This window comes from Pseudoduganella lurida (assembly GCF_007830455.1).
Lineage (GTDB): Bacteria > Pseudomonadota > Gammaproteobacteria > Burkholderiales > Burkholderiaceae_D > Rugamonas > Rugamonas lurida.
Genome location: NZ_VLLB01000004.1, coordinates 127,970 through 148,327 on the forward strand (window position 1 = coordinate 127,970; position 20,358 = coordinate 148,327).

Here is a 20,358-nt window from a genome sequence, read left to right on the forward strand (position 1 = left end):
GCCTGGCATGACCACTCTCACCTTCCTTCCCGCACCGGTGGTGTCGCTGTCCGACGCGCCGATCATCGTCGACGAGCTCGTACTGGCCGATGGCAGCTCTTTCGGCAAATTCAGCCTGGGACACATCCGCATCTCGGCCACCAACCGCAAGCGGTTCAACCTTGAGGCGCTGCAGCAGCTGGCCGACAGCATCCGCGACAAGGGCGTTGCACAGCCGATCCTGATCCGGCCTGTCGAACCGACTGACGACGCGATGCAGCGGTACGAGATCGTCGCTGGCGAGCGTCGCTTCCGTGCGTCGATCATGGCAGGTGCCTCGTACATTCCGGCGATCTGCAAGCAGTTGTCGGACCACGACGCCATCGAGCTTCAGATCCTGGAAAACCTGCAGCGCGAAGATCCGCATCCCCTGGAGGAGGCGGAGGGTTACGAGCGCCTGATGCTCACCCACAGCTACACGCCCGACCAGCTGGCCGAGCGCCTGAAGAAAAGCCGCTCGTACATCTACGGCCGCCTGAAGCTGTGCGCGCTGGCCAAGCCGCTGCGCGAGCAGTTCTACGAGGAGAAGTTCAATGCAGCCGTGGCGGAACTGATCGCCCGGTTGCCTACGCCAGAGATGCAAAAGGCGGCGGCAGCGGACCTGACAAAGCCGGACTGGTCCGGCGAGACAATGTCCTTCCGCCGTGCCAAGGAACTCCTGCGCAGCAATTACACCGTCGATCTGAAAGGCGCCGCGTTCTCGATCAAGGACGCCAACCTGGTCGAGCGCGCGGGCCCGTGCACCACCTGTCCGAAGCGCGCCGGCAACCAGCCCGACTACGAAGGCGATCCGAAGGCAGGCAACGTCTGCACGCTGCCCTCCTGCTACCGCGAGAAGGAGGCCGCACACGCTGCCAAAACCCGCCAGGCGGCCGAGGCGAAGGGCGTGACGGTCGTCAGCGGCGAGGATGCAAAAAAGATCGTGGCGAACTCCTACGGCAGCCTGCGCAAGGGTTACGCCGACGTCGACGCCAGCTTCTACGTCAAGGGCGGCGGCTCCACTACGTACCGCAAGCTGCTTGGCAAGCGCACGCCTACGGATACCGTCGTCGAGAGCCCGTTCGACAAGAAGAAGCTGATCACGGTCGCAAAGGTGGAGGTGCTGGAGGAGCTGGTGCGCGAAGTCGCCGGCGCCGAAATCGAAACCGAGGCATCGAGGGCGGCGAAGGACCGTGCGCGCGAGAAGCAGCAGGAGAAGGACGCAGCGCTGGAGAGGCAGTATCGGCGGGATCTGTTCGTTGCAGTGCGCGATGCCTCGCCCGCCTCACCAGCCATTGACTACCGTGAAGTTGCCGCGCTCCTTTACGGCAACTGCCCGAACACCGACGTCGACTTCATCCGCAAGCTCTACGGCTGGGCCGGCAAGGAGTACGAGGGTAACCATACGGGCGGCAAGTGGCGCAGCACGACAGCCATTATCAGCGAACAGATCCACGTGATGCCGATCGACCAGGTCCACCAGTTGATCCATGACATGCTTCTGGTGCGCGACCTTACCGTCAACACATACACCGGCCAGGGCGAGACGCCGACACGCCTGCTCGATGCAGCTGCGGCCCGCGGCGTTGATTCGCGGGCCATCCGCAAGCGCCTGGTCGACGAGCAAAAAGCGAAGGAGGCCGCGAAGGCGAAGAAGGCGCAACCGAAGAAGGTGAAACCCGCCCAGGCGGAGATCCCGGACGTGGAGCCAGTGCAGCCGGTCGCCGAAACAACGCCGGCGCCGACCGAACCGCCCGAGCCGCTCATGCTGGCCCTGGCGGATGCTGACACGCTGCACGCCTTCATCGCCGCCAACCGCGACCGTCTCAACGACTTGACGCCGCTGGTCATCAAGAACGCGCCGCACCTGGTGAAGTCGTTGGACGTGTTCGGACACGAGACGGGCTACATCTGGCGCGAGAACGAATGGCATGCGCCAGAACCGACGACGCTGCCGGCCGCGGACGTCAGGCCATTCCCGACCAGCACGCGGGAAGGCCAGGCAGAAGTCGCACGCAAAACTCTCTCGCTGAAGCACCGAAAGCCGGACGTCGCGGGCAGCACGGAAACGACTGGCCCAATCGTGCGCACGAAGAAGCCCGCCCGCACGGTGGTGATCGGTGCCGTGGCGCACACGGCACCGGAGGGAGGCGAATGATGGCGCGCACTCGCGATGAGATTCAGAAGCATAACCGGGTGCTGCTGCACTGCTTGCAGAAGGCGCATCCGGTCTTGCACAACGGCGTGCATCGCTTTATCCACACGCTGACCTTCAGTTCAGGGAGTGAAGTCGAAACGACCGTCTACCTGGCTGGCCATGGCGAAGTGCCGGCCGAGGAGCTGTCGCCATCCACCACACACAATCTGCCCGGGCCGATGAATGAGCCTGAGGCACAACCCGCAGAGCCGGCCGCACCGACCACCGAGGAACAACCGCAATGAACCAGCAAACCAACCCATTCCGCGAAGCCGCCGTCGACCTGGCCGCGAAGCTGCACACCGCATCGCACACCGCCGCCGGCCTGGCCGACGCCTTGAATCGTTCCGAACAAACGATCGCGCTGTTGAAGAAGCACATGACACCCGCGCAGCTGCTGCACGCGCACCTGGAGATCGATGCTCTGCCAGTCATTGGCGCCGCAGCCTATGTCGTCGGCCAGCAAGGCCCGGTTGCACGTCCGGCCGTGGACGTGACCGATCCCTTCTCCGAGGCTTTCTGCCTCATCGCAGACGGCGACTCATTCCTGCGCGACGGCTTCGAACGCATGACCGCGTTTGGCTACTTCAAGCACGGCGCCGCACACGTGCATGGGCTGTCGCCCGAAGCCGATCGTCAGCTACTGGCAGCAGAGGTTGCGCGGCTAGATCGCGCATACAACCAGGCGCTGGCAGACAATGAGCAGCTGCACAGCACGTGCGACATGCTGGCCAGCGGGATCGGCGATCACTTCAAGGAGTTCATCGGCGAGCACACGAACGGCAACTGCCCGTGGAACAATGCACTCCTGGCGCTTGATCTGAAGCTCGAAGTGGCCCATTGCGCGTGCGGCGCGTCGATCACAAAGGTAGCAGGGGATGCTAAATGATCCCGCTCATGACCGACCCACTTGGCCGCCATTGGCAGCAGCCGGCCGACATCCGCGAAGCACCTATGGATGACATGCACGTGCTGCTGACGCCGCGCCAGATCGACGGCCTACTGGACTATTCGCGCAGCTACCCATCTGGGACCTATGACGGCAAGTGCTGGAAACGTGAGGGAGAGGACTGCTGGTATCTGTGCTGGTACGAACCACACGCACAGGCAGGAAAAATCGGTATCGGCTACCGCACCATCTTGAAAATCATCGAGGACAACGAAGGGCCAGCCACGTGACGCACATAAACACCCTCCCAGAAACCGGCTTCGTCCGCGAGCGCGACTTGATCGGTAACGCGAAGGATGCCATACGGGGTATTATTCCCTTCTCACACGCCACGCTGTGGCGCAAGGTGAAGGCCGAGCAGTTCCCGGCACCGGTTAAGCTGTCGACCAATGTCACCGCCTGGCGTGTGGAAGACATCCGTACTTGGATCTCGAACCAAGTCTAATGCCAGAATTGCCTAGATACCGATGTTCGCTATACTGGCAACTTTGGGGCCAGTATGCGCAGCGCGAACGGAGTACGCCTTAAAGGCAAATACCTTTTGGCATTAGAGAACTATTTTCTCTCTGACGATCCATATGACGCCTTGGAACTCGCTTCAGGAGAAGAAAAACGCCAGCTCTTGCTCGACCTGATTGCTCCAGTATTCAAGCACATAATGTCACGACGCGAGCTTGATCTCGTTATCTATAGATCGCAAGCAGATTTCGACGACGTTCTATTGTACGTCGACCGTGATAATGAATCGCATGGTCAGCATTCGGACAAGATGATGCGGCAGCGGCTTGTAGAAGCTATCATCGCGACCTTAGAGTCGTATCCGCGGCAATACGAGCTCACCGTTACCTTGCCTTCCTTTCGCTATCTCAGCGATGCCGAGGTGAAGGTTGGTACAAGTTCATACTTACGGTTTGGTGGTGGCGATCCTACCTCAGCGCGCGTTTATCTACTTGTGTATTTCACGGGCTTCTCCGACGGTAGCGCTGACAGCGCGGCACTCGCGGCAGCATTTCGCGAAGTGAAGCTCTTCTGGTATCACATGGACAAGTTCGATCTCACATCGTCCGTGTTCGGCCCGCGCACTGCATCCGCAAAATTAGTCGATAAGACTGTAGAGGCTGGCGGCGATATTTTGATCCCAGACGGGTTATCGCGGTTAATCGGCGGCCTCAATCTCAGGCTGGGCAGCCTACTCCGCTATGGCGATGCTCGGAACTTCAACGCCCCAGGACAGCCCTTAGCATTCTTCCAAGATGCATGCTCTAATTTCTTGAGCTCAGCTCAACTTTTGCAAAGACGCCAAAACGAGCGCATTGCGACAGCCATCGAATGGCTTGTTGACTCGACCTATGTCGCGAATCAAACAGTTGCCTTTCTTTCGGTCTGCATTGGACTCGAAGCCTTGCTGGGCGATGACGACAACATCTCAGACATGAGTAAACGGCTCGCAGATAGGTTCGCCTACCTACTAGGACGCACCCCGGCTGAACGCAAAGAACTTGCCAGAAGCTACGTAGACATCCTGAAGAAACGTGGAAAACTCGTACATTCCAAGCAGTTTGGCTTGGACGACGAGGGGCGCGAACTACTGCAAACCGCAAGGAAGTATCTCCGGCGGGTAATCGACCATGAGCTCAAAATGGCTGCTACATGTGATCAGCCCCTTGCAATGGATGTTTGATGGTACTTTTGTTGGTATCCAAATATTTTGCGATCAAAAAGTCACTAAATTTCAATTACTTATCTACATAAATCGATTCCAGTCGGGGGGACCAACCTACACTTCAGGCAGGATCACCTGACATCATATCTGCCGCGATCGCGCGGTAGTCTTCGGATTTCATTGTCTGATTTTAGCCACTCTAGTAGACACTACGCCAGGCCTAAACTGGGCTGCAAGAGATGCACAGCAGCAGCGTTATACTGTAATCACCAAACTATTGAAAGTAGGCGCCCACTTTGGGCGATCGACGCCAGAAGAGCTACTCATCTGTTCGCTCCGCGCTCGAATGCCGTCCACCGGGACGGCTAGCGTCGCGCCCGTTCAAGCGATATCCATCGCCTTCGAATCGGCCCGCACCGCGCTAATCCTGTCCAGTATGCCGGCGGAACGTCGAACGTCAAATTTTCGGGCGAATAGTTTGCCTGAGGCGTACATCGATTTGAAGTCGCGATCGACCAGGATGGCCGGATCCTCGCGGTCCGGACTCCAGTCGATGTAGTGCAGCGACGCCTTATTCTCGTTCTTCATCTCCCCAGCTGGCTTAGTCCCGTCGATGTCGTACAGGTTCAGCGTTGCGGCATAGGGCGAGTTCAGCACGATAGTCTGGAAAAAAATCTCGTCACAGCAGGAAACGCTCTGGAAGAAATCCAGATACGCCCGGTTGCGCGGATTCCGGGTGAATTTGACGATGTACTGCGCAATGTCGCGGCCGAGACACCAAGATGTCGAGCCCCGGTAAGGCTGCAGGCCGGCGACAAAGGACCGATCTGGCAGACGGGCATTGATCGCTCTGACGATCCTGCCGGCCGCGCGACGCAGGAAGCGCCCGGGTAGCCGCGCGTACACGTCGTGGTAGCAGTGATTGCGGATCTTTTCGACAAAGTCCGCGCCATCGGCCAGCGGGTAGAAATTCATATAGCTGCGGCCAGGATGACGGTCCAGCTCCTGCACTAGGCGACCATGCGAATACAGCGGGAAATCGCGGCCGCTCAGAAAGATGAAATAGTCATGTTCGTCCGCCGCCACCGCCTGCTCGATCAGCCTGAGCATTGCGGCCACCTGGGAGAAACCGCCCCAGTTGACCTTTACAGGGTCGGGCGTGAATCCGACGGGCAAGCCGGCAGACGCTGCGATGAATGCCGCGCAATCGCTCTTCGCATCAATGTGCGCGTAGATTGACACTCCTTCCGCATACACCGCCCGGGCTAGGCGTCCGAACAATTCCGGCTGATCATGGGCCATTATCAAATACGCAATCTTCATCCAACCTCCCTTTGATCGGTCCGATTACAGCAGCGACGACCAGAACGAAAGGGGAAAGTATAGCATGCATTGCATTTTCGCCAACTAAGCGCGACAAGTTGAATTTGGCCACTTTTCATTTCGTATACACTATATCGCTATTCTCGAGCCGGCCAGGCACCACGAACTCGTACCTTTGTTATAATCACAATACTATTACTCGCAACTGCGCCGTGGCTACCCTCTCACCGCTCAAAATTCTCGTTTTAGCTCCCGAACTACTGCCCACACACCGCGCGGATGTCGCAACCCTGTTTGGAAAGTACCTGCCACGGCACGGCATCATTTCCCATCTGATCGGACGCTCGAACGGCAACCCGCTCGAGGGCGACCAGGGCTTTGGCTCGATACGACGCGTCACGAGCAGGGGCGGCCGATTGCGCAGTGAGCTGCGCTTCGCTGCTACCTGCATAGGCGCGGTTCTGCGTGCCCGCCGTGGCGAGTATGCGGCAGTGCAGGTCCGCGACATGGTCTCAGTAGGGCTGCTGACAATGCTGGCAGCAAAGTTGCGCGGGCTGCCGTTTGTGTACTGGATATCGTTTCCGATGTGCGAGGCACGTATTTTTCGCGCACGTGAACGGTCCGGGCTGCGCGCACGGATCGTGCTGGCGAAAGGCATGATCGAGCACTGGCTGCTGTACCGGGTGGTGCTGCCGGGCTCGAGACACGTGTTCGTGCAGAGTGACGCGATGGGAGACATGGTGCATGGCAAAGGCGTTCCTGCGCACAAGCTCACGGCGGTACCGATGGGAGTGGACACGGAACTGCTGGCGGCGCCGGAGGCCGCGCCGGTGCGCAGCGCCGTCCCGCAGATTGCTTACCTGGGGACCCTGGACAGGCTGCGTCGGCTCGACGAACTGATCGACGCCCTGCAACTAGTTCGCCTGCGCCATCCCGCGGCGACGCTCCTGCTGATCGGCGGTGCCGAGCTGGAAGATGCGCAGACACTGGTGGCGCATGCGGCGAAGCTGGGGCTGCAGGATGCCGTGCGGATCACGGGCTGGCTGCCGTCCGCCGATGCCTGGCGACTGCTGCGCGGCGCCGACGTCGCGGTCTCGTATATCCCGCGCGGGCTGGTTTTCGACGTCAGTTCCCCGACCAAGATTCTGGAATACCTGGCACTTGCCATTCCCAGCGTGGGCAACGACATTCCCGACCAAGCCTGGGTGCTGCGCAACAGCAATGCCGGGTGGCTGACCACCACGACCGTCTCCACACTGGCGCAGGCCTTGTGCGAAATCCTCGACGATCCGGAACATGCCCGCGCGCGCGCCGCCAAGGGGCCAGCGTTCATTGATGCCACGCGCAGCTACCGAGTGCTAGCCGAGCAGCTGGCGGGCCGCTACCGCGCACTGCTAGGCGGCGGAACGGTGGCCAGCGGCTGACGCCGGTACTACCGCGGTCACCTCAATCTCGACCCGCGCCCGCGCCTCCATCAGCGCCGTCACCGCCACGGCCGTCATCGCCGGGTAGTGCGCGCCGAGGACCTCCCGGTAAGCCACCCCTACCTCGCGCTGCGCGGCCAGGAATTCATCGCGATCCACAACGTACCAGGTCATCCGCACTATGTGATCCGGTCCCGCGCCTGCTTCGGCCAGCACCTGCACCGCATTGCGCAACGCCTGGGCGGCCTGCACCACGAAATCATCGCTCTCGAACACCCCCTCCGCGTTCCACCCCACCATCCCGCTGACGAACACCATCCGCCCGCTGGCAGCAATACCATTCGAATAGCCCTTGGGACGTGGCCAGCCGGGCGGTTGCAGGATTTCCATGACTCTCTCCGTCAGACAGGTGCGCGCAGCAGTTCGCGTGCGATGATGAGTTGCTGCACCTCGGTGGCGCCTTCATAGATGCGCAGCGCGCGGATCTCGCGGTACAGGCTCTCGACCGTCGCGCCGCTGACGACGCCCTGCCCGCCGAACATCTGCACAGCGGCATCGATGACCTGATGCGCCGTCTCGGTAGCCGTCAGCTTCGCCATAGCCGCTTCCTTCGTCACGCGCACGCCGGTGTCGCGCAGCCAGGCGGCGCGATAGGTGAGCAGCGCGGCGGCATCGATGCCGGTCGCCATCTGCGCCAGTTTTGCCTGCGTCAGCTGGAAGTCGGCCAGCACGCCGCCGAACATCGTGCGGGTGCGCGCATGCGCCAGTGCTTCGTCCAGCGCGCGGCGCGCGAAGCCCAGCGCGGCCGCGGCGACGGAGGTGCGGAACACGTCCAGCGTGGCCATGGCCACCTTGAAGCCCTGCCCTGCCACGCCGACCAGGTTTGCGGCCGGCACCCGGCAGCCCTCGAAACGCAGCCGTGCCAGCGGATGCGGGGCGATCACGTCGATGCGTTCAGCGATGTTGAGGCCAGGCGTATCGGCATCGACAATGAAGGCGCTGATACCGCGCGCGCCGGGCGCTTCGCCGGTGCGCGCGAACACGACGTAGAAGTCGGCGATGCCGCCGTTCGAGATCCAGGTCTTTTCGCCATCGAGCACATAGCTGTCGCCGTCACGCACGGCGGCGCACCCCAGCGCCGCGACATCGGATCCTGCCTGCGGTTCGGATAGTGCAAACGCCGCGATGGCGTCGCCGCGGGCCACGCGCGGCAGGTACGCCTCCCGCTGTGCGTCGCTGCCGGACAGGCTGATGGCGCCGGCGCCCAGTCCCTGCATCGCGAACGCGAAGTCCGCCAGGCCTGCATGGCGCGCCAGCGTTTCGCGGATCACGCACAGCGCACGGGTATCGAGCGCATCGGCGCTGCCGCCGTGTGCCGTGCCGCCGACCGCATGCCGCAGCCACCCGGCAGCGCCAAGCTGCTTCACCAGGGCGCGGCAGATCGCATCGACATCGCCACCGTGCGGCACGACGAGCTGCGACGCCGCCCATGCATCGAGTTCGCGTTCCAGTTGCCGGTGGCGCGGTTCCACGAACGGCCAGTCCAGATAGGCCTTGTCCGCCATGTCAGTCTCCTTCGAACACCGGCTTCTGTTTCGCCACGAACGCGTGGTAGGCGCGATGGAAATCGTTGGTGGCCATGCAGATCGCCTGCGCTTGCGCCTCCGCCTCGATGGCCTCGTCGATCCCCATGTTCCACTCCTGCTGCAGCATCTTCTTCGTCATGCCATGTGCGAACGTGGGGCCCTCTGCCAGGCTGCGCGCCAGCGCCTGCGCAGCGGCCAGTATCCCGGCCGGCTCCTGCAGCGCGTTGAAGAAGCCCCAGCGCTCGCCCTCCGGGCCGGACATCGACCGTCCCGTGTACAGCAGCTCGGCGGCGCGGCCCTGCCCGATCACGCGCGGCAGCAGCGCGCAGGCGCCCATGTCGCAGCCGGCCAGGCCCACGCGCGTGAACAGGAACGCGGTCTTGCTGCGCGCCGTGCCGTAACGCATGTCCGATGCCAGTGCCAGCATCGCGCCGGCGCCCGCGCACACGCCATCGATGGCCGCGACGATCGGCTGCGGGCACGCGCGCATCGCCTTCACGACATCGCCCGTCATGCGCGTAAACGCCAGCAAACCGGGCATGTCCAGCTGCGTCAGCGGGCCGATGATCTCGTGCACGTCGCCGCCGGAACAGAAATTGTCGCCGGCGCCCGCGATCACGACGGCCTGCACATCGTCCGCAAGGGCCAGCGCGCGGAACAGGTCGCGCAGTTCGGCATAGGAATCGAACGTGAGGGGATTCTTGCGCTCGGGACGGTTCAGCGTCAGCGTGGCCACGCCATCGCTCAGGTCGAACAGGAAGTGCCTTGCTTGGTAGCCAGCCAGCGTGGTGCGATGACCGGGCAGCGCGTGCGGGTGGCCGTGCAGGTAGTTCATGGTTCGTTCTCCGTTAAGCCGTGCAGCTGCCGCTGCCCTGGCTGGTATTGCCGCGGCCAGGGCACCGCCTGGTAACCGATGGCGGCCGCCTGCGCCAGCGTCCACGCAGGATTGGCGAGATGGGGCCGGCCGATGGCGCACAGGTCCGCGCGCCCGGCGGCGATGATGGCGTTGGCCTGGCCGGCATCGTGGATGGCGCCGACGGCCATCGTGGCGATGCCCGCTTCGTTGCGAATCTGCTCCGAGAACGGCACCTGGAACAGGCGGCCGTACACGGGCTGCTCCCGTTTGCTGACCTGGCCGGACGAGCAGTCGATCACGTCCGCCCCCGCCGCCTTGAACAGGCGCGCGATGTGCACCGCATCGGCCCGCGTGGTGCCGCCTTCGACCCAGTCATGGGCGGAGATGCGCACGCTCATCGGCTTGTGCGCCGGCCAGATGGCACGCATGGCCGCGAACACCCGCAGCGGGAAACGGCAACGATTTTCCAGCGTGCCGCCATGCTCGTCGGTACGCCGGTTGGTCAGGGGCGAGATGAACGACGAGAGCAGGTAGCCGTGCGCGCAGTGCAGCTCCAGCCAGTCGAAGCCCGCGGCCTCAGCGGCCAGCGTGGCGCGCACGAAGTCGGCTTCGATGCGGTCCAGGTCCGCCAGCGTGGCTTCACGCGCGACCTGCGAGACACTTTCAAGATACTGCTGTGGCGACGCGGACAGCAGCGGCCAGCCGCCTTCCTCGAGCGGCTGGTCGATGCCCTCCCATGGCGCGCGCGTGGCGCCCTTGGCACCGGCGTGGCCCAGCTGGAGGCCGATCCTTGCATCGGAGGTCGCATGGACCGCATCCACGATGCGACGCCAGGCATCCGTATGCGCCGGCGCATACAGGCCGGGACAAAGCGGCGTGATGCGCGCGTCGGCCGAGACGGCCGTCATCTCCGTCATCACCAGCGCCGCGCCACCGGTGGCACGTGCGCCCAGGTGGATCAGGTGCCAGTCGCCGGCCACGCCGTCTGCCGCGCTGTACTGCGCCAGCGGCGAGACGACGATGCGGTTCTTCAGCACGAGCGCGCGTACACGCAGAGGCGTGAACATCGGCGGGATCGCCAGGTCGGACGGTGCCGCGATCCCCGCCTGGGCGAACGCACGGGCCGCGAACCAGCGTTCGTATCCGTCGGTATAGGCACTGTCGCGCCGGCGCAGGTCGCCGTGCCCCAGCCGCTGGCTGCGTGTCAGCAGCGCGTAGGCGAACTGCGGCGCGTCCAGCTGCGCATGCCGCGCCACGTTCTCGAACCACGCCATCGAGTTGCGCGCAGCATTCTGCAGCTTCAACACGGCGACCTTGCGCTCGGCTTCGTAGGCTGCCAGCGCAGCCGACAGGTCGTCACCGGCGCCGATGCAGCGGGCCAGCGCCATCGCGTCCTCCAGCGCCAGCCGGGTGCCCGAGCCGATCGAGAAATGCGCCGAGTGCGCCGCATCGCCCAGCAGCACCACGGGTGCCGCGCCCTGTGCCGCATGCACCCACCGTTCGCAGGCCACGCCGGCGAAGCGCTGCCAGGCCGTGCCGCCGCGTGGCAGCGCGCCATTGGCCAGCAGCGGATGACCGCCCAGGCGGTCGGCAAACAGCATCTCGCAAAATGCCAGCGTCGCCTCCGGCGTCATGTCGTCCAGTCCGGCCGCGCGCCAGGTCTCTTCCGGCGTCTCGACGATGAAGGTCGACATGCCGTCTTCGAAGCGGTAGATGTGGGCCTGGAACCAGCCGTGTGCCGTGGCGCGGAAGTCGAACGTGAACGCATCGAACGCTTTGGTCGTGCCCAGCCACAGATAGCGGCAGCGGCGCCCCTCGATGCGTGGTGCAAACGTCGCCGCATGGCGCGCGCGGATGCGGCTGCGCAGCCCATCGGCGGCGATGACGAGCGCTGCATCGTACTGCGCCGCGAGGGCCACATCGTCGATGGCCTCGGTGCCGAACACCAGCTCGACGCCGAGCGCCGCGCACCGGTCCTGCAGGATGCCCAGCAGGCGGCGCCGGCTGATGCCGCTGAAGCCGTGGCCGCCCGAGCGCACCTGCTCGCCCTTGAAGAATACGTCGATGTGCTGCCAGCGGTGGAAGCCGTCGAGGATGGCCTGCGCGCTGGGCGCATCGGCGGCCATCAGGTTGTCCAGCGTCTGGTCGGAAAACACGATGCCCCAGCCGACGGCGTCGTCCGGGCCGTTGCGCTCGATGACCACGACGCGCCGCGCCGGCGCCTGCGCCTTCAGCAGCAGCGCGGCATACAGGCCGGCGGGTCCGCCGCCGATGCACACGACGTTCGACAGCCCCGTCATGCGGCTCGCACCAGGAAGCGCTGCAGCTTGCCGCTGGCGGTGCGCGGCAGCGCCGCCACGAACAGCACGCGCCGCGGGTACTTGTACGGGGCGATGCGGTGCTTGACGAATGCCTGCAGCGCGGCCGCCAGTTCCGGCGCCGCCGTGACACCAGGTCGCAGCACCACGTGCGCTTCGACGAGCTGGCCACGCACCTCGTCCGGCGTGCCCACCACGCAGCACTCGGCCACGTCCGGGTGGGCCAGCAACGCATCTTCCACTTCCGGGCCGGCGATGTTATAGCCGCTCGAGACGATCATGTCGTCGGTGCGGGCGCGGTAGTGGAAATAGCCGTCTTCGTCCATCTCGTAGGCATCGCCCGTCAGGTTCCAGCCCTCGTGCACGTACTGCTGCTGGCGCGGATCGTCCAGGTAGCGGCAGCCGGTCGGGCCCTGCACGGCCAGCCGGCCGACCACGCCGGGGCCCACGGGATTGCCCTGGGCATCGAGGATGCAGGCGCGGTAGCCGGGCACCGGCTTGCCGGTCGCGCCGGGCCGCACGTCGTCCCCGGCGGCGGCAATGAAGATGTGCAGCAGCTCCGTCGAGCCGATGCCGTCGATCATGGCCAGGCCCGTGGCTTCCTGCCAGGCGGCACGGGTGGCCACCGGCAGCACCTCGCCGGCCGATACCGTCTCGCGCAGGCACGATACGTCGTGCCCGGCCACCAGCGGTGCCATCTGCCGGTAGGCGGTCGGCGCGGTAAAGCAGACGGTGGCGCGATACTGCGCGATCGCCGCCAGCAGCGTGGCCGGCGTCAGGTGCTCCAGCAGCACGGCGGCGGCCCCCACCCGCAGGGGGAACAGCAGCAGGCCGCCCAGGCCGAACGTGAAGGCCAGCGGCGGCGTGCCGATGAACACATCGGAAGGCTGCGAGCGCAGCACGTGGGGCGGAAAGCAGTCGCAGATCGCCAGCAGGTCGCGGTGGAAATGCAGCGTCCCTTTCGGCACGCCGGTGGTACCTGACGTGAAACCGATCAGGCACACATCGTCCGCCGCCGTGTCGCAGGCATCGAAGGTGGACGGCGCTTCGGCCATGCGCACTTCCAGGCCATCGTCGGCAGCGCCGCCGAAATACACGACGGGCGGCAGGTCCGGCACGGCGTCCAGGTCGTCGCGCAGGCCTTCTGCACACAGCACCGCGTTCACCTGCGCCTTCGCGACGATGGCGGCCAGCTCGCCGGTGCGCAGCAGCGGCATCGTGGGCACGGCCACCAGGCCCGCCTTCAGCACGGCCAGCAGCGCAGCGGCCATCAGCGGCGTGTTCCCGCCGCGCAGCAGCACGCGGTTGCCGGGCACGAGGCCCAGCTGCCCGCGCAGCACATGGGCGATGCGGTCGACGCGTTCCAGCAGTCCGGCATAGGTCCAGCGCTCGTGCGCGCCCAGCAGTGCGAGGCGTGCGCCGCCACCGCGCGCCACCGCCCGGTCCAGCAGCTCGGCGGCGCAATTCAGGCGCGACGGATACTGCAGCCCGGGCAGGTCGAAATGCAGTACCGGCCACGTGTCGCGCGGCGGCAGGCTGGCCGCCGTGAACGGATCGGCATGCCCGGAATGGCCGGCGGAATGGAGGATGGCACTGCCCACGGGAGGTCTCGCGCGGCCGTCAGGCGTGCAGCCGCTGCAGCTGATGGCGCACCGATTCCAGCACGGCCTCCAGCGCAGTGTCCGGCGCGTCGGCCGGCGGCAGCGGGTGCAGCAGCGCCGCCGCACCGGTCAGGCCCAGCGTGGTGCAGCCGGCATGCAGGCGCTCCAGTTGCGCACTGACGGTCTCGCGCTCGCCCTGCCGATGCAGTTTCGCCAGCTCGGTCTGCGCGGTGCGAAGCTGCTGTTCGAAACCGGCCAGGTAGGCCTGCAGGCGGGCGGCATCGATGCCCAGGCGCGCCTGCGTGGCGGAGGGCTCTTCCGCATCGGGGTGCGCGCCTTGCGGTATTAGCGCGGCCAGCTGCGCGCGCACCTGCGCCGGCTCGAACGGTTTCACGAGGTAGCCGGACACGCCGGCCTGCCGGGCCTGGTCGAGCGTGGCGCCGTCGCTGGCCGATGAGACGAGCACGAACGGCAGTGCAGCCAGTGCCGCGTTGCCGCGCACGTGCTGCAGCAGCTCGATGCCGGACAGGCGCGGCATGCGCAGGTCGCAGAAGCAGATTGCCGGCCGCAACCCGCCCTGCAGTTGCGCCCACGCTTCGGCGCCGTCCTCGGCCTCGACGATCTCGTAGCGGCCGCTGCTGTCGATCAGGTGCATCAGCATCATGCGCGACACCACGTCGTCGTCGACTACCAGAACTTTCATGACTCTCCCATCCGGAAACCGGCGCCGAACCGGCGCCGGTGGAGGGCGATTATAACCAGTGGCGCCGTGGCGGGCCACCGCCGGCCTGGTTCAGTGGAGTCGCTCAGTGGCTTGGCTCAGTGGCGTAGCTTAGTGGCGTGGCTCAGTGGCGTAGCTTAGTGGCGTGCCTCGGTGGCGTGCCTCAGTGGCGTGCCTCAGTGGCGTGCGTCAGTGGCGTAGCTTAGTGGCGTGCCTCGGTGGCATGGTTCAGCGGCCCGCATCGCCGACCGGCGCCAGGATGCGCCCCAGCGCTTCGTGCAGACGCGGCAGCTTGTGGCGGATGGCCGGCCACAGCGCGCGGTCGGCGGCCCGTTCCAGCTCGGCGCACAGGGCCTGCAATTCCACTTCCTGCAGGTAGGCGGCGCTGCCCTTCATGCCGTGGAACAGCCGCCCGGCCGCATCGGCATCGGCGGCGGCCAGTGCCGCATCGAGCTCGTTCAGCCGCCCCGGCAGGTCGGCAATGAACGCGTCGCGCAGCCGCAGCCGCAGCGCGCGCGCCTCTTCGCCATCGGCGCGGGGCGAGCGGCGCGCCGGGGGCGGCACGGGAATCCGTTCCAGCGTATCGACGCCGAACATCGCATCCAGGTCCGCCACCCCCGGCTGCGCCTTCGGCGGCCGGGCCGGCAGCGGCGGCAGCACGATGCCGCGGCGCTGCTGGCGTTCGACGGCACGCGTCAGCTGCAGGTGCAGCGCCGCCTCGTCGATCGGCTTGGTCAGAAAATCGTCCATGCCGGCCGCCAGGTAACGGCTGCGGTCCTCCTCGCTGGCGTTGGCCGTCAGCGCCACGATCATCAGGTCGCGGTCCCACACGGGCGCGCTGGCCGGGCCGCCGCTGCGGATCATGCGCGTGGCCGTCAGGCCATCCATCTCCGGCATGCGGCCGTCCATCAGGATCAGGTCGTAGCGGGTCTGCGCGCAGGCCGCCACCGCCAGCGCACCGTTGCCGACGATGTCCACGCGGTGGCCCAGGTCCTCCAGCATCGTGCGGATGATCATCTGGTTGGTCGGGAAGTCCTCCGCGCACAGCACCTTCAGGCTGTGCGTGTGCGGCGCGTGCGCGACCTGCGGCAGCGGCGCCGGCGCCACGCCTTCCTGCAGCGGCAGCGTCACCGTGAACACGCTGCCCACGTCCGGCGTGCTGACGGCGCCGATCTCGCCCCCCATCAGATCCACCAGCTGGCGGCAGATGGCCAGCCCGAGTCCCGTGCCGCCGTAGCGCCGCGTGGTGGTGGCGTCGGCCTGCTCGAATTTTTCGAACAGCCGCGGCAGCTCTTCCGGCGGGATGCCGATGCCGGTGTCCTCGACCGTGAAGCGGATGCGCGTGCAGCCGGCGCCGCAGCTCGTCGCGTCCGGATGCACCCGCAGCACCACCTGGCCGCGCTGCGTGAACTTGAACGCATTGCCGACCAGGTTGACGAGCACCTGGCGCAGCCGCGTCGGATCGCCGACCACGAAGCGCGGCAGGCCGTCGCCGTAGTCGACATGGAAGTCGATGGCCTGCGCGGCCGCCTGCTCGCCGAACAGGCTGACCACGTTCTCGACGGTGATGGCCAGCGCGAAATCGATGTTCTCGATCGACAGCTTGCCCGCCTCGATCTTCGAGAAGTCCAGCAGGTCGTTGATCAGCGACAGCAGCGACTGGGCATTGGCCTGGCCCCGCTGGATCTGTTCGCGCGTGCCGTGCGGCAGCACCGGGTCGCGCAGCGCGAACCCCAGCATGCCGATCACGCCGGCCAGCGGCGTGCGCATCTCGTGGCTCATGTTGGCGAGGAACTCCGATTTCTGGCGCGTCGCATCCTCGGCGCGCTGGGCCGCCTGGCGCAGCCGTTCGTCGCGCTGTTCCAGTTCGCGCTTCTGCTCGATCAGCAGGTGGTTCTTCATCTCCACCTCGGCCGTGCGCAGGCTCACCTGCTGTTCCAGGCGGGCGCGCTGGCCGCGCAGGTTCCGCACGCGCGCCCGGTACAGGCCGAACGCGGCGCCCAGCACCAGCAGCAGCGCCAGCGTGCGCACCCACCAGGTCTTCCACAGCGGCGGCAGGATCGTGATGGCCACCGTGGCCGGCGCGCTCCACACGCCATCCTTGTTGGCCGCCCGCACCTGGAACACGTAGCGGCCCGGGTCGAGGTTGGTGTAGGTGGCGAAGCGCTTGTTCGCGCCGGTGGCCACCCAGCCCCGGTCGAAGCCCTGCAGCCGGTAGGCGTAGCGGTTGTTCTGCGGCGATGCGTAGTGCAGCGCCGCGAACTCCAGCGAGAACACCGAATCGTTCTGGCCCAGCGTCAGTTCGTTCGTGGCCTCGATGGCGCGCGGCAGCGTCACGCGCCCGTCCGGCCGCACCATGCCGGGCCGTACCGACTGGTTGAGGATCTGGAAGTCCGTGATGGCCACGGCCGGCGCGATGCCGTTGGCGCGCACGGCGGCCGGATCGAACGCGGTGATGCCGTTGAAGCCGCCGAAGTACAGCGTGCCGTCCGGCGCCGCCAGCGCGGAGCCGTCGAAGTAGGCGCCCTCGATGGTGCCGTCCACGCCGGAAAAATTGCGCACCTGGCGGTTGGCGATCTCGAAGCTGGACAGGCCGATGTTCGTCGACAGCCACAGCTTGCCCTGGCGGTCGGCCAGGATCGCCGCGATCGAGTCGTCCGCCAGGCCGTCCTGCCGCAGCGTGCGGTGGAACCGCGGTGCCTGTGCCTTGCCCTCCCCGCTGCGGGCCGGTTCCATGCGGTTCAGGCCCGAGGCGGTACCGACCCACAGCGTGCCTTGCGCGTCTTCGTACAGGTAGTGCACCTCGTTGTGGGACAGGCTGTATGGATCGTTGCGGTCGTGCCGGAAGTGCGTGAAGCGGCCGGTGCGGCGGTCCAGCAGGTCCAGGCCGTGGAAGGTGCCCACCCACAGATTGCCCTGGCGGTCCTCGAGCACGGGCCGCACCGTGTTGTCGGCCAGGCTGTGGGGATCGGCGGGATCGTGGCGGAACGTGGCGATGGCGCCATCCGGATCGATGCGGTAAAGGCCGGCCTTGCTGGACACCCAGATCGCGCCGGCCCGGTCGCCGTACACATAGCGCACCGTGTCCAGCTCCGGGTTGCCGCGCGAGAGCAGCAGCGGGCCGAATCTGCTGGTGGCCGGATCGAAGGTGCGCACGCCGGTGCGGCCGCCGACCCACAGCGTGGCGCCGCCACCGGCCCGCGGCGCGCGCCACAGTGCCGTCACGTGCGCGTCGCTGGCGCCATTGCCGGTCTGCGGCAGGCGGTACAGCGAGCTGCCGCCGCCCAGCGGATCGTACAGGGACAGGCCGTCGTTGTTGCCGATCCAGAGTTTGCCGCCGCCGGCATCGACGATGGCGCGCACGCGGTTGTCCGCCAGCGAGCCCGGTTCATCCGGATCCTTTACCAGCCGGGCGAAGCCGCCGCCGGACAGGTCGATGCGGCTGACGCCGTTGTACCAGGTGCCGACCCAGAACGTGCCGACCCGGTCGCGGTACAGCGCCGAGACGTTATCGTCCGCCAGGCTGTGCGGATCGCCGGCCTTGTGGCGGTAGCGCACGAAGCGCGCCGTGGCGGGATGCCAGCGCAGCAGGCCTTCGTTGCGCATGCCCACCCACAGCACGCCATCCATGTCCTGGTAGACGTTCATCACGGCGCCGGCCGGCAGCCCGGCCGCAGCGGGCAGCCGTTCGCGCCGCGGCGCCGCCTCCCCGTCGCCGGCACCGGCATGCCAGCGTTCCAGGCCGGCGTGCGAGCCGACCCACAGCGTATCGTCGCGGTCCACCATCAGCGACTGCACGGCCACCGGGCGCGCCTGGCCCGGCATCGTGACCGTGTAGTGGCGGAAGACGCGGCTGTCCGGGGCCAGCATGTCCACGCCGCCCGGCGTGCCGATCCACAGGCGGCCGGCGCGGTCACGCGCCAGCGTGTTGATCTGGTCCTGCGCCAGGCTGTCCGGATCGTCCGCGCTGTTATGCCAGATCGTGAAGCGGCCGCTGGCCGGATCGAAGCGCTGCAGGCCGTCCGCGGTGCCCAGCCAAAGGCCGCCGGCACCGTCGTCGATGATGGCGCGCACGTGGCGGTTGCCATTGCCGCGCTGCTCGGGCTCGGCGGGTCGGTAGTGCGTGAAGCGCTGCGTGAGCGGGTCGAACAGGTCGAGGCCCGCATCGGTGCCGATCCACAGGCGGCCGGACGGATCCACGTGCAGCACGCGCACCCAGTTCTCCGCCAGGCTGGCCGGATCGGACAACGCGTTCTGGTAGATCACCGTGCGGTAACCGTCGAAGCGCGCCAGGCCGGCCTGCGTGCCGAACCACATGAAGCCCTGGCGGTCCTGGGCGATCGCCAGCACGGATTCCTGCGGCAGGCCGCCGTCCACGTTCAGCTGTTCGAAGCGCAGCGTGCGTGGCGGCGCGGCCGTGGCGCTGCCGGCGGCGCAGATCAGGGCAAGCAGCAGGCACAGCGTGGCCAGCAGCGGCCGCGAAACAGATCGGACCATGTCAGTTACCGAAAAAAGCCAGCACGTCGGCACGCCGCGCGTGGGTGTCGCGCTGGCCGAGACGGATCAGCTCATTGGTGTAGCTGGCCTCGAACAGCAGGTAGGAAGCCAGCGCGGCGCCGCGCGCCTCGGTCGCGCCGATCCCGGACAGCATGGCACGGATCGGTGCCGGCAGGCTGCCCACGTGGCGCAGCGCGATGTCGTCCAGCCGTTCGGACGGCGCGATCACCAGCAGCTCGACGGTGCGCAGCGGCGTGTGCTCGCGCAGCTCGGCCGGCAGCATCGACAGCGTGTGGTTGATGCGGTTCAGGCGTTCGATGTCCATTGCCAGCCCATCCAGGAAGATCGACGACATGGCATGACCGGCCACCTGCGCCAGGCTGGGATAGCGCGCCGTGTCGCCGCCATTGCGCGCCGGTTCCGTCAGGCGCCCTGCCCCCACCACCAGCACTTTCGCGGCGCCCAGGTGGATGGCGGGCGAGATGGGCGCGAGCTGGCGCATCGAGCCGTCGCCGCAGTATTCGCGGTGGCCGCCCACGAACAGCGGCGTGGCCGGAAAAATGAACGGAATGGCCGCGGAGGCCAGCAGGTGCTCGACGCCGATCTGGTCCTGCAGGGCGATGCGCTGCATGCGGATCCACGGCGCGATCTCGGCGGCGGTCTGGTAGAAGGTAATGTGCTGGCCACCCGTGTACGACGATGCCGTCACGGCCAGCGCATGCAGCAGGCCTTCCTGCAGCACGTTGTCCAGGCGCGGCAGGTCCAGCATGCGGTGCAGCAGGTTGACCAGCGGGGTGTTGTCCAGCAGCGACGTGGGCGGCGCCGCGCGCCATTTGCGCAGCAGCCAGCCGAACGACAGCAGCGACAGCCAGCGCGCGCCGGAACGCAAAACGCCGAGGGAATCGGCCCGATAGACCTGCTCGACGGCGATGTGCGACCACACCTCCACCAGCTTGGCCACGCCCTCGCCGAAGTTGTCGGCACGGCAGGCCAGTGCGGTCGCATTGATGGCGCCGGCCGACGTGCCGCAGATGATCTGGAACGGACTGCGCGCCGGCGCCCAGCCCTCCTCCCACAGGATCTGCGCAATCGCCTGCAGCACACCGACCTGGTAGGCGGCACGGGCACCGCCGCCGGTCAAGATCAGGCCGGTTTTCTTTTTTATTCCCATCCGACAAGGGTAACACGGCGGGGTGGGCGCCAGA

The 20,358-nt window shown here is 66.4% G+C and carries 16 protein-coding genes; 7 read left to right on the forward strand and 9 right to left on the reverse strand.

Features of this window, described 5'->3' with window-relative positions; translation table 11 throughout:
- The first annotated feature begins 7 nt into the window (after positions 1-7).
- From IP91_RS13005 to IP91_RS13030, 6 genes are read left to right on the forward strand one after another with little or no spacing between them, the layout of a single operon-like run.
- Positions 8-2,176 (forward strand): ParB/RepB/Spo0J family partition protein, encoded by a 2,169-nt coding sequence (locus IP91_RS13005; RefSeq protein WP_145649442.1) that lies wholly within the window; start codon positions 8-10, stop codon positions 2,174-2,176.
- On the forward strand, positions 2,173-2,460 hold the full coding sequence (locus IP91_RS13010; RefSeq protein ID WP_145649443.1) for a hypothetical protein: 288 nt from the start codon (positions 2,173-2,175) through the stop codon (positions 2,458-2,460). The genes IP91_RS13005 and IP91_RS13010 overlap by 4 nt, the downstream gene beginning before the upstream one ends.
- A complete protein-coding gene (locus IP91_RS13015) occupies positions 2,457-3,104 on the forward strand; it encodes a hypothetical protein (protein ID WP_145649444.1) in 648 nt (215 codons plus the stop codon). Before IP91_RS13010 ends, IP91_RS13015 begins: the two co-directional genes overlap by 4 nt.
- Before the next feature lie 8 nt (positions 3,105-3,112).
- Positions 3,113-3,394 carry a hypothetical protein gene (locus IP91_RS13020; protein WP_145649445.1) on the forward strand — a complete coding sequence of 94 codons (282 nt, stop codon included), beginning with the start codon at positions 3,113-3,115 and terminating at the stop codon, positions 3,392-3,394.
- On the forward strand, positions 3,391-3,609 hold the full coding sequence (locus IP91_RS13025) for a helix-turn-helix transcriptional regulator (RefSeq protein ID WP_145649446.1): 219 nt from the start codon (positions 3,391-3,393) through the stop codon (positions 3,607-3,609). Before IP91_RS13020 ends, IP91_RS13025 begins: the two co-directional genes overlap by 4 nt.
- 54 nt (positions 3,610-3,663) lie before the next feature.
- Positions 3,664-4,845, forward strand: a complete 1,182-nt coding sequence (locus IP91_RS13030; protein ID WP_145649447.1) for a HEPN domain-containing protein — start codon at positions 3,664-3,666, stop codon at positions 4,843-4,845.
- A 363-nt stretch (positions 4,846-5,208) separates the two neighbouring features.
- Here IP91_RS13030 and IP91_RS13035 read toward each other — a convergent pair whose 3' ends face one another.
- On the reverse strand, positions 5,209-6,150 hold the full coding sequence (locus IP91_RS13035; protein WP_145649448.1) for a beta-1,6-N-acetylglucosaminyltransferase: 942 nt from the start codon (positions 6,148-6,150) through the stop codon (positions 5,209-5,211).
- Between the two features lie 212 nt (positions 6,151-6,362).
- Between IP91_RS13035 and IP91_RS13040 the strand changes: the two genes are divergently transcribed.
- The gene (locus IP91_RS13040) at positions 6,363-7,574 is read left to right on the forward strand and encodes a glycosyltransferase (RefSeq protein WP_158643137.1); all 1,212 of its coding nucleotides are present in this window, start codon (positions 6,363-6,365) and stop codon (positions 7,572-7,574) included.
- On the opposite strand, the gene IP91_RS13045 is transcribed toward IP91_RS13040, so the two are convergent.
- The 8 genes from IP91_RS13045 to IP91_RS13080 form a co-directional block, all read right to left on the reverse strand.
- The gene (locus IP91_RS13045; RefSeq protein WP_145649450.1) at positions 7,545-7,964 is read right to left on the reverse strand and encodes a RidA family protein; all 420 of its coding nucleotides are present in this window, start codon (positions 7,962-7,964) and stop codon (positions 7,545-7,547) included. The two genes, IP91_RS13040 and IP91_RS13045, sit on opposite strands and share 30 nt — an antisense overlap.
- A gap of 11 nt (positions 7,965-7,975) precedes the next feature.
- Entirely contained in the window at positions 7,976-9,139 is a 1,164-nt protein-coding gene (locus IP91_RS13050; RefSeq protein WP_145649451.1) for an acyl-CoA dehydrogenase family protein, read from the reverse strand.
- Position 9,140: 1 nt separating this feature from the next.
- Positions 9,141-9,995, reverse strand: a complete 855-nt coding sequence (locus tag IP91_RS13055) for an enoyl-CoA hydratase family protein (RefSeq protein ID WP_145649452.1) — start codon at positions 9,993-9,995, stop codon at positions 9,141-9,143.
- Positions 9,992-12,316, reverse strand: coding sequence for a bifunctional salicylyl-CoA 5-hydroxylase/oxidoreductase (locus IP91_RS13060; RefSeq protein WP_145649453.1), 2,325 nt, complete (start codon positions 12,314-12,316; stop codon positions 9,992-9,994). Before IP91_RS13060 ends, IP91_RS13055 begins: the two co-directional genes overlap by 4 nt.
- On the reverse strand, positions 12,313-13,935 hold the full coding sequence (locus IP91_RS13065; RefSeq protein ID WP_371860618.1) for an AMP-binding protein: 1,623 nt from the start codon (positions 13,933-13,935) through the stop codon (positions 12,313-12,315). The genes IP91_RS13060 and IP91_RS13065 overlap by 4 nt, the downstream gene beginning before the upstream one ends.
- 19 nt (positions 13,936-13,954) lie before the next feature.
- Positions 13,955-14,638: a response regulator gene (locus IP91_RS13070; protein WP_145649454.1), complete on the reverse strand. Its 684-nt coding sequence runs from the start codon at positions 14,636-14,638 to the stop codon at positions 13,955-13,957.
- Positions 14,639-14,884: 246 nt separating this feature from the next.
- The gene (locus IP91_RS13075) at positions 14,885-19,153 is read right to left on the reverse strand and encodes a hybrid sensor histidine kinase/response regulator (RefSeq protein WP_145649455.1); all 4,269 of its coding nucleotides are present in this window, start codon (positions 19,151-19,153) and stop codon (positions 14,885-14,887) included.
- 1 nt (position 19,154) lies between these two features.
- A complete protein-coding gene (locus IP91_RS13080) occupies positions 19,155-20,324 on the reverse strand; it encodes a patatin-like phospholipase family protein (RefSeq protein ID WP_145649456.1) in 1,170 nt (389 codons plus the stop codon).
- Positions 20,325-20,358 lie beyond the last annotated feature (34 nt).